Origin of the sequence: Achromobacter spanius (genome assembly GCF_039673305.1) — a bacterium.
In the GTDB taxonomy this organism is placed as follows: Bacteria; Pseudomonadota; Gammaproteobacteria; order Burkholderiales; family Burkholderiaceae_B; genus Achromobacter; species Achromobacter spanius_F.
In genome coordinates, this window is the sequence record NZ_JBDJLJ010000098.1 from 1 (window position 1) to 9,261 (window position 9,261).

8 protein-coding genes are annotated in these 9,261 nt (G+C 70.0%); 4 read left to right on the top strand and 4 right to left on the bottom strand.

What is annotated here, in order from left to right; genetic code table 11:
• Window positions 1–237 precede the first annotated feature (237 nt).
• On the bottom strand, window positions 238–1,473 hold the full coding sequence (locus ABE485_RS30475; RefSeq protein ID WP_346518985.1) for an MFS transporter: 1,236 nt from the start codon (window positions 1,471–1,473) through the stop codon (window positions 238–240).
• Window positions 1,470–2,015 (bottom strand): GNAT family N-acetyltransferase, encoded by a 546-nt coding sequence (locus tag ABE485_RS30480; protein WP_346518986.1) that lies wholly within the window; start codon window positions 2,013–2,015, stop codon window positions 1,470–1,472. Before ABE485_RS30480 ends, ABE485_RS30475 begins: the two co-directional genes overlap by 4 nt.
• 138 nt (window positions 2,016–2,153) lie before the next feature.
• Between ABE485_RS30480 and ABE485_RS30485 the strand changes: the two genes are divergently transcribed.
• The 4 genes from ABE485_RS30485 (at window position 2,154) to ABE485_RS30500 (ending at window position 7,064) form a co-directional block, all read left to right on the top strand.
• Complete coding sequence (locus tag ABE485_RS30485) at window positions 2,154–3,053, top strand: LysR family transcriptional regulator (RefSeq protein WP_346518987.1); 900 nt, start codon at window positions 2,154–2,156, stop codon at window positions 3,051–3,053.
• A gap of 112 nt (window positions 3,054–3,165) precedes the next feature.
• Window positions 3,166–3,981, top strand: a complete 816-nt coding sequence (locus ABE485_RS30490) for an AraC family transcriptional regulator (protein ID WP_346518988.1) — start codon at window positions 3,166–3,168, stop codon at window positions 3,979–3,981.
• Between the two features lie 105 nt (window positions 3,982–4,086).
• Window positions 4,087–5,955 (top strand): dihydroxy-acid dehydratase, encoded by a 1,869-nt coding sequence (ilvD, locus tag ABE485_RS30495; protein ID WP_346518989.1) that lies wholly within the window; start codon window positions 4,087–4,089, stop codon window positions 5,953–5,955.
• A 227-nt stretch (window positions 5,956–6,182) separates the two neighbouring features.
• On the top strand, window positions 6,183–7,064 hold the full coding sequence (locus ABE485_RS30500) for a LysR family transcriptional regulator (protein WP_346518990.1): 882 nt from the start codon (window positions 6,183–6,185) through the stop codon (window positions 7,062–7,064).
• A 24-nt stretch (window positions 7,065–7,088) separates the two neighbouring features.
• On the opposite strand, the gene lpdA is transcribed toward ABE485_RS30500, so the two are convergent.
• Together lpdA and ABE485_RS30510 are read right to left on the bottom strand one after the other, a co-directional pair.
• Window positions 7,089–8,486, bottom strand: a complete 1,398-nt coding sequence (lpdA, locus tag ABE485_RS30505; RefSeq protein ID WP_346518991.1) for a dihydrolipoyl dehydrogenase — start codon at window positions 8,484–8,486, stop codon at window positions 7,089–7,091.
• Window positions 8,487–8,494: 8 nt separating this feature from the next.
• The coding region (locus ABE485_RS30510; protein ID WP_346518992.1) for a 2-oxo acid dehydrogenase subunit E2 at window positions 8,495–9,261 on the bottom strand (767 nt) is incomplete at its 5' end.

Sequence of the window (9,261 nt, forward strand, 5' to 3'; positions counted from 1 at the left end):
CATCTACACGCCCCGCGCACCCCAGGCCGCCGCCGCGCCGCGCTCCGGCGATTGAATCTTGCCGGTTGCCGGGGCGGTTGGCGTTCTTGAGGTTCTTGCCAGCGCCGGGGTGGGAGGGAGCGTCTTGCGGGGCCCGCCCGAGGCCGGCCGCGCGGGCGGCTGGTCTCGGGCGTGCGCGGTGTCTTGCGTCGGTGCGATGGCGCTTCGCGCGTCGCGCGTCACGTGTGACGGCGCACCTCACACGCTGTCTTGCGCTGCCGCCGCACGGCCGGGCGCGTGGATCTCTGCCTTCGCGTCCTTGACCCGCCCGATGAATTTCCATCTCAGCATGAGCGCCGCGGCCGCGATGATGGCGGCGATGGTTGCGGATACCGCCATGGCGGCGTGGGCGCCTTGCCATTCGATGATGAACGCGTACGCGACGGGCGCGGCGGCGGTCAGCAGGAAGCTGGGGATCAGCAGGGAACCGACCAGGGCGCCATAGCTGCGGAAGTCGAAGAGGGCCAGCGGCAGGGTGCCGCGGGTGATGGTCATGAGGCCGTTGCAGGCGCCATAGAGCAGGGTGTAGGCGGCGGTGGCGTAGATGTCGCCGCCGGACAGCAGGGCGATCAGGAAGCACAGCGGCAGGGCGGCGCCCACGCCCAGGTTCAGGGTCAGCGGGTGCAGGCGGGCGCCCAGGACGATGTCGCCCAGGCGGGCCGCGAATTGGCCGATGCCCCAGAGGGCGGCGACGCTGACGGCGGCCGCCGCGGCCAGGCCCAGGCCGGAGAGCAGGGAGAAGAGGTGGGCGGCGTTGCCTGCGGCCAGGAAGTTGGTGAGCATCGCGATGACCGCGTACAACGTGCCGGCCAGGCGGCGTTCGGCGGGGGTGCGGGTCAGGCCGGCGGGGGCTTTGCCGGGGTCCGATGCGGCGGCGGCGTAGCGCTGGCGGGGCAAGGCCAGATAGAGCGGCACCGTGGCCAGCGCGAGTGCGGCGTAGGCCAGCGCGGCGCCGCGCCAGCCGAGCGATTCGGCCAGCGCATGGCCCGCGGGCCACATCACGGTGGAGGCCAGGCCGCCGAACAGGGTGATCTGGGACATGGGGCGGCGGGCGGCGGGACCGGCGGCGCGGGCCAGGGATGCGAAGGCGGCGTCGTACAGGCACAGGCGCATGCCTATGCCCAGGACCGCCCAGGCCGCGAAGTACAGGACGGGGGAGTGCGCCGCGGCAAGCAGGGCGCAGCCGGTGGCGGACAGCAGGGCGCCGGCGGGCATGACGCGGTGCCCGCCCCAGCGGTCCACCGCCGCGCCGGCGGCGGGCGATACCAGCGCCATGACGACGATGGCGGCGGAGAAGCCGCCGTAGACGAGGGGGGCGTCCCAGCCCAGGTCCGCGGTCATGGCCGGGCCCAGGGCGCCGATCAGGTAGAACGTCACGCCCCAGCCCACCAGCTGGGTCAGGCCCAGGCAGACGATGGCGCGCGCGCGGATCATGGCCGCTGCGGGGGCGTTGCGTCGCCTTCGCCCAGGCTGCGTTGCATCAGCACGGTGTCGCGCCATTCGCCGTGTTTGTGTCCCACGGAGCGCAGCGTGCCCACGGGGTGGAAGCCCTGGCTGGCGTGCAGCGCCAGTGATGCGGCGTTGCGGCTGTCGCCCACCACCGCGAGCATCTGGCGCCAGCCCGCAGCCGTGCAGCGCTCGACCAGCGCGGCCAGCAGTTTGCCTCCGATGCCCAGCCCGGCGCGGCCGGCTTTCACGTAGACGGAGTCTTCGACGGTGTGGCGGTAGGCCGGGCGCGGGCGGTAGGGGGTGACGTAGGCATAGCCGACGACTTCGCCGGCGATCTCGGCGACCAGGTAGGGCATTTCCTTTTCAAGCACGCCGGCGCGGCGCTGGCGCATTTCGGCGATGGAGGGCGGCTCGAGTTCGAACGAGGCGGTGCCGTGCTGCACGTGATGCGCGTAGATGGTCTTGATGGCGGGAAGATCGGCTTCCGCGCTGTCGCGGATGAGGACGGTGGGCGTGTGGGGCGACATCGGTTGGGGCGGAATGAAGGGAACGGCGGATGGAAGAACGAAAACTCGGTCAGTCAGCCGCCAGTTTGGGCCAACTGATTTCATTAATAAAGCTTTGGTCTATTATGATTTTCATAAGGAAAACTTTGGATTGATGCGATGCGTGGCCTGAACCTGGACCATCTGCGCACCTTCGCGCAGGTCATCGAGCTGGGCAGTTTTTCCGCCGCCGCCGAACGGGGCGGGGTGACGCAGCCGGCCGTCAGCCTGCAGATCCGCCAGCTGGAGCGGCGCTTCGGGCTGAAGCTGGTGGAGCGCGTCGGCCGGCGCGCCGGCCCGACCGCGGCGGGGCTGGAACTGCTGGCCCACATCCGCGTGATCGACGGCGCGCTGGCGCAGGCCGAGCAGGCCATGACCGCACATGCGTCCCAGGTGTCGGGCCGGATCCGGATGGGCACGGGCGCCACCGCCTGCACCTATCTGCTGCCGCCGCTGCTGGCCGACCTGCGCCGGCGCTTTCCCGCGCTGGATATCGTGGCCAGCACCGGCAATACCGCGGACATGCTGCGCGGGCTGGAGGCCAATACCCTGGATATCGTGCTGATCACGCTGCCCGCCCCGGGCCGCATGTTCCAGGCGACGCCGGTGATGGAAGACGAGTTCGTGGCGATCTTCCCGGCGCGGGATGCGGCCGCCATTCCCGATGTCGTCACGCCGCAGTCCCTGTCGCGGCTGCCGCTGGTGCTGTTCGAGCCCGGCGCGCGCACCCGGCGGCTGGTGGACGACTGGTTCGAGGCGGCCGGCGTGGCGGCCAAGCCCATCATGGAGCTGGGCAGCACGGAGGCCATGAAGGAGATCGTGGGGGCCGGGCTGGGCTGCGCGGTGCTGCCCCGCCTGGCGGTATCGGGCGCGGGCCGGCGCGATGCGCTGGAAGTGCGTTCGCTGACGCCGCGCCTGTCGCGCGACCTGGCGATCGTCCTGCGTCGCGACAAGCCGCTCAGCCGCGGGCTGCGCCATTTGCAGGACGCGCTGCTGGCGCTGCGGGACCGGGCGCCGTAAGGCCGTGGTGCTGGCGGCGTCGGGGCGGTGGGTGGCCTGGGACACGTCGGAGGCTGCCGTCTCGTCTGGGTCGGGTACCATTTGCCGTCAACCGCGCCGCTCTCATCGAGAAATGGACATGCCTTCCTCTGCCCCGGCCCGGTCTCCGGCCGATCTGGACCTCTTCCCCTACGAATCCTCGCGCCGTCCAGTGGCGGGGCTGGCGGTGGATTACGAGGATGGCCATCGGGTCAAGCGCCACCGCCACCGCCGCGGCCAGCTCGTCTATGCGATTTCCGGCGTGATGGTGGTGGATACGGACGCGGGCATCTGGGTGGTGCCGCCCACGCGCGGGGTCTGGGTGCCGGCCTGGGTGTCGCACGGCATCCGCATGAGCGGCGAGCCCCGCATGCGCACGGTGTTCGTCGAACCCGGGGCGGCGGCGCACCTGCCGGCGCAATGCTGCGTGCTGTCGGTGTCGCCGCTGCTGCGCGAACTGATGGCGGCCGCCGCCGAGGTGCCGCTGGACTGGGCGCCGGACACGCGCGACGGCCGGCTGATGCTGCTGCTGCTGGACGAACTGCGGCAGGAACCGGTGCTGCCGCTGCATCTGCCGCAGCCGTCGGAACCCCGGCTGGCCCGCATCTGCCGCGCCATCGTGCGGCATCCGGAACGCCAGGACGGGGCGGCGGACTGGGCGCGGGATCTGGGGGTGGACCCCAAGACGGTGCACCGGCTGTTCGTGCGCCACACGGGGATGACGTTCGGCCGCTGGCGCCAGCAGGCGCGGCTGCTGGCCGCCATGGAAAGACTGGCGCGGGGCCAGCGGGTGCTGGATGTGGCGCTGGACCTGGGCTATGAGAGTCCGAGCGCGTTCGCGGCCATGTTCCGCAAGGCGGTCGGCGAATCGCCCAGCGCTTTCGCGGCGCGTGGCGTGGCGTCCGCCTGATGGCCGATCGCCGGCCTTGAGGTGGCCGCCGGGCGTCCCGGCCCCATCCAGCGTATTATTTACCGTTTTGCCGCCCACGCTAACAGCTACAGCCTGAGACAGATCATGCCGCACTACCGTTCCCGCACTTCGACCCACGGCCGCAACATGGCCGGCGCACGCGCCCTGTGGCGCGCCACCGGCATGAAGGATGGCGACTTCGGCAAGCCGATCATCGCCGTGGTGAACTCGTTCACGCAGTTCGTCCCGGGCCACGTGCACCTGCGCGACCTGGGCGCGCTGGTGGCCAAGGAAATCGAAGCCGCCGGCGGCGTCGCCAAGGAATTCAACACCATCGCCGTCGACGACGGCATCGCCATGGGCCACGGCGGCATGCTGTATTCGCTGCCGTCGCGCGAACTCATCGCGGACTCGGTGGAATACATGGTGAACGCGCACTGCGCCGACGCCATGGTCTGCATCTCGAACTGCGACAAGATCACCCCGGGGATGCTGATGGCCGCGATGCGCCTGAACATCCCGGTCGTGTTCGTGTCCGGCGGCCCGATGGAAGCGGGCAAGGTCAAGTCGCCGACCGACGGCAAGGTCATCGCCAAGATCGACCTGATCGACGCCATGATCAAGGCCGCCGACCCCAAGGTCTCGGACGCCGAAGTGGCCGAAGTCGAACGCAGCGCCTGCCCGACCTGCGGCTCCTGTTCCGGCATGTTCACGGCCAACTCGATGAACTGTCTGACGGAAGCCATCGGCCTGGCGCTGCCGGGCAACGGCACCATCGTCGCTACCCACGCCTGGCGCAAGGGGCTGTTCGAGCAGGCCGGCCGCCTGGTCGTGGACCTGTGCCGCCGCTATTACGTGGAAGAAGACGAATCCGTTCTGCCGCGCAGCATCGCCACCAAGAGCGCATTCCAGAACGCGATGGCGCTGGACGTGGCGATGGGCGGTTCGACCAACACCGTGCTGCACCTGCTGGCGGCCGCGCAGGAAGCCGGCGTGGACTTCACCATGGCCGACATCGACCGCATCTCGCGCAAGGTGCCGTGCCTGTGCAAGGCGGCGCCCGCCACCGACAAGTACCACATTGAAGACGTGCACCGCGCCGGCGGCATCCTGGGCATCCTGGGCGAACTGGCGCGCGCGGACCTGCTGGACCTGACCTGCGGCAACGTGCACAGCGGCACGCTGGGCAACGCGATCCAGCAATGGGACGTGGCCGGCGGCGCGGGCGAAGCGGCGCAGAAGTTCTATCGCGCCGCGCCCGGCGGCATCCCGACCACGGTCGCCTTCAGCCAGGACGCCACGTTCCTGACGCTGGACACCGACCGCAAGACGGGCTGCATCCGCAGCAAGGAGAACGCCTATTCCAAGGACGGCGGCCTGGCCGTGCTGTACGGCAACCTGGCTGAAAAGGGCTGCATCGTGAAGACGGCCGGCGTGGACGAGTCGCAATGGGTCTTCACGGGCCGTGCGCGCGTCTTCGAAAGCCAGGACGACGCCGTGGAAGGCATCCTGGGCGACAAGATCGTCGCCGGCGACGTGGTGGTGATCCGCTACGAAGGCCCCAAGGGCGGCCCGGGCATGCAGGAAATGCTGTATCCCACGTCCTACCTGAAGTCCAAGGGCCTGGGCAAGACCTGCGCCTTGTTCACCGATGGCCGCTTCTCGGGCGGCTCGTCGGGCCTGGTGATCGGCCATGCGTCGCCGGAAGCGGCGGAAGGCGGCACGATCGGCCTGGTCGAAGAGGGCGACGTGATCGAGATCGACATCCCGAACCGCAAGATGCACCTGGCCGTTTCCGACGAGGAACTGGCCCGCCGCCGCGCCGCGATGGACGCGCGTGCCGACGGCTGGGAACCGGTGGGACGCGAGCGCGTGGTGTCGCAGGCGCTGCAGGCCTATGCCGCGCTGGCGACGTCGGCGGATCGCGGCGCGGTGCGCGACCTGTCGCAGTTGAAGCAGAAGGGCAAGCGCTGATCGGCGGATTGCCGGCAACCCGAAGAAGGCGGTGCTTCCAGCGCCGCTTTTTTTTTGCGCCGCGGCCGTGGCGATCACGATCTGCGCCGGGTTGTCCGTTTTACAGACTCTGGTTTGTAAAACCGGAATACAGCTCCCGGTTTGTAATCCGCGGGCCGACGCAGCCAGGCCATTGATCGCGGCGCTCGCCCCGATAAAATTCAGCGACAACCACCGGAGCGCGATTCATGTCCCTGAACTCCGAAGCCCTGCGCCTGTTCCTCGGCGTGGTCGACGCAGGCTCCCTCAGCGCCGCCGCCGAAATGCTCGGCCAGACCGCGTCGGGCGTCAGCCGGGGGCTGCAGCGTCTGGAGGAAGACCTGGGCGTTACGCTGCTCAACCGGACCACGCGCCGCATGGAGCTGACCGAAGAGGGGCGGCATTTCCTGCCGAAGGCGCGCCAGATCGTGGCGGCGCTCGAAGAGGCCGAGGAGTGCATGCGCATGGTGCATCAGCGCCCGGCCGGGCGTTTGCGCGTGGATGCGTCGGTGCCGGTGATGCTGCACTGTGTGGTGCCCCACGTCGCCGAGTTCCGGCAAGCCTATCCCGAGATCTCGCTGGAACTGACCAGCAACGACCGCATCGTGGACCTGATGGAGCATCGCACCGACGTGGCGCTGCGCATGGGGCCGCTGACCGACTCCACGCTGCATGCGCGCGCTTTGCGCCCGTCGCCGCGCTGGATGATGGCCAGCCCCGATTACATCGCCCGGCGTGGCGCGCCGCGCACGGTCGAAGACCTGGCGGACCATGAGGTGCTGGGTTTCACCCAGCCGGAAAGCCTGAATGTCTGGCCGCTGCGCCACGCGGGCGGGACCAGCTACCTGGCCACGCCGACGCTTGCCACGTCCAGCGGCGAAACGCAGCGCCAGCTGGCGCTGCGCGGCGTGGGCATCGCCTGCCTGTCGGACTTCGTGGTGCGCGAGGACATCCAGGCGGGGCGGCTGGTGAAGGTGATGGAAAGCGAATACACCGACTATCTGCAGCCGATGCACGCGGTGTACCACCGCAACACGCAGCTGTCGCGGCGCATTGCGTGCTTCCTGGATTTCTACGCGGGTCGGATCTAGGCGCGATTGCGCTTGGCATCCTTCCTACGCGTGCAGCGCCCGTCCAAACGCCGCCAGCACCGATTCGTGCAGCGTTTCCGACAGCGTCGGATGCGCGAACACGGTGTGCATCAGGTCTTCCTCGGTGGCTTCGAGCGATGCCGCGACCCCGTAGCCGGTGATCAGCTCGGACGCCTCGGGATGGATGATGTGGGCGCCCAGCAGCTCGCCCGACTTCGCGTCGAAGACGGTCTTGACCAGGCCCTGGTCCTCTCCCATCGCGATCGCCTTGCCGTTGCCGGCGAAGGTGAACTTGCCCACGCGGATTTCGCCGCCGGTCTGCCTGGCGTGTTCGCGGGCGCGGGCTTCGGTCATGCCGATGCTGGCCACCTGCGGGTAGGAATACGTGCAGGCGGGGATGCGCAGCGGGTCGATGGGGTGCGCGGGCTGGCCGGCGATGGCCTCCACGCACAGCACGGCCTCGTGGCTGGCCTTGTGGGCAAGCCACGGCGCGCCGGCCACGTCGCCGATCGCGTAAACGCCCGGTTCGCCCGTGCGGCACAGGCCGTCGGTGACGATGTGCGTCTTCTCGACCTTGACGCGCGTCTGCTCCAGCCCCAGGTTCTCGACGTTGCCGACGATGCCTGCGGCGACGATGACGCGGTCGAACTCCTGGTCCGTCTTCTTGCCTTCGTGCTCCAGCGTCACCTTGACGCCCGTGGCCGTGTGCGATGACGCCGTCACCGCGCAGCGGGTCAGCACACGGATGCCTTGCTTTTCGAAGGCCTTGCGCGCCAGCTGCGAGATTTCCGCGTCTTCCTGCGGCAGGATTTCCGGGGTCATGTCGATGAGCGTGACCTCGGCGCCCACCGCGCGGTAGAAGCTGGCGAATTCCGCGCCGATCGCGCCCGCGCCCACCACCAGCAGCGACTTCGGGACGTCGGCGGGAACCAGCGCCTGGCGGTAGGCCCAGATGCGTTCGCCCACGGGCAGCGCCGGCAGTTCACGGGCGCGTGCGCCGGTGGCCAGGATGATATGCCTGGCCGACAGCGCTGCGCCGTTGTCCAGCGCCAGTTTGCCGGACCCGGCAAGCCTGGCGCTGGCGGCGAACACGGTCACGCCGTTCTTCTTCATCAGGTGCGCGACGCCCTGGCCCAGGCGGCCGGCGACCTTGCGGGACCGGGCGACCATGGCCGCCAGGTCGGCGCGCGCCTCGCCGGCGCCCGTCACGCCGTAGTGCGCGGCCTCGCGGCACGCGCGCAGCACGGTCGCGCTGTGCAGCAGCGCCTTGGTGGGGATGCAACCCCAGTTCAGGCAGATGCCGCCCAGTTCGGCGCGTTCCACCAGCGCCACCGACATGCCGAGCTGCGCGGCGCGGATGGCGGCAACGTAGCCGCCCGGTCCGCCGCCCACCACGGCCACGTCAAAAGTCGTTTTCGTCATCGTGTTGCTCACAGCAGGATGCGCACGGGGTTTTCGATCAGCGCGCGGAAGGCGGCCAGCCAGCGCGCGCCGACCGCGCCGTCCACCACGCGGTGGTCGGCCGACAGCGTCACGGTCATGACGGTGGCGGCGGCAAGCTGTCCGTCCTGGTCCACCACCGGCCGGCGCTCGGCCGCGCCGACGGCCAGGATGGCGGCCTGCGGCGGATTGATGATGGCGGCGAACTGGCTGATGCCGTACATGCCCAGGTTGCTCACGGTGAGCGAGCCGCCCGTGAATTCCTCGGGCTTGAGGCGGTTGATCTTGGCGCGTCCGGCCAGCTCGGTGATTTCGCCCGAGACGGCGGACAGGGACTTCACGTCGGCGTCGCGCACGATGGGCGTGACCAGGCCGCCGTCGGTCGCCACCGCCACCGAGATGTCGGCGCCGGCGTGGTATTCGATCGCGTCGTCGTGCCACGAGGCGTTCACTTCCGGCACCTCGCGCAGCGCCAGCGCGGCCGCGCGCACGATGAAGTCATTGACCGACAGCTTGACCGCGCCGCCGTGGTTGGCCTGGGCGCGCAGCGCCAGCAGCGCGTCCATGCGGCAATCGACCGTCAGGTAGAAGTGCGGGACGTGCTGCTTGCTTTCGGTGAGGCGGCGCGCGATGGCGCGGCGCATGCCGGTGTGGGGAACGCGGCGCGCGGCGGGGCGGGCGGCGAGCGGCGCGCCCGATGCAGGCAAGGCCGCCGCGCGGTCGCGCGCGGCTTCCACGTCGCGGCGCACGATGCGGC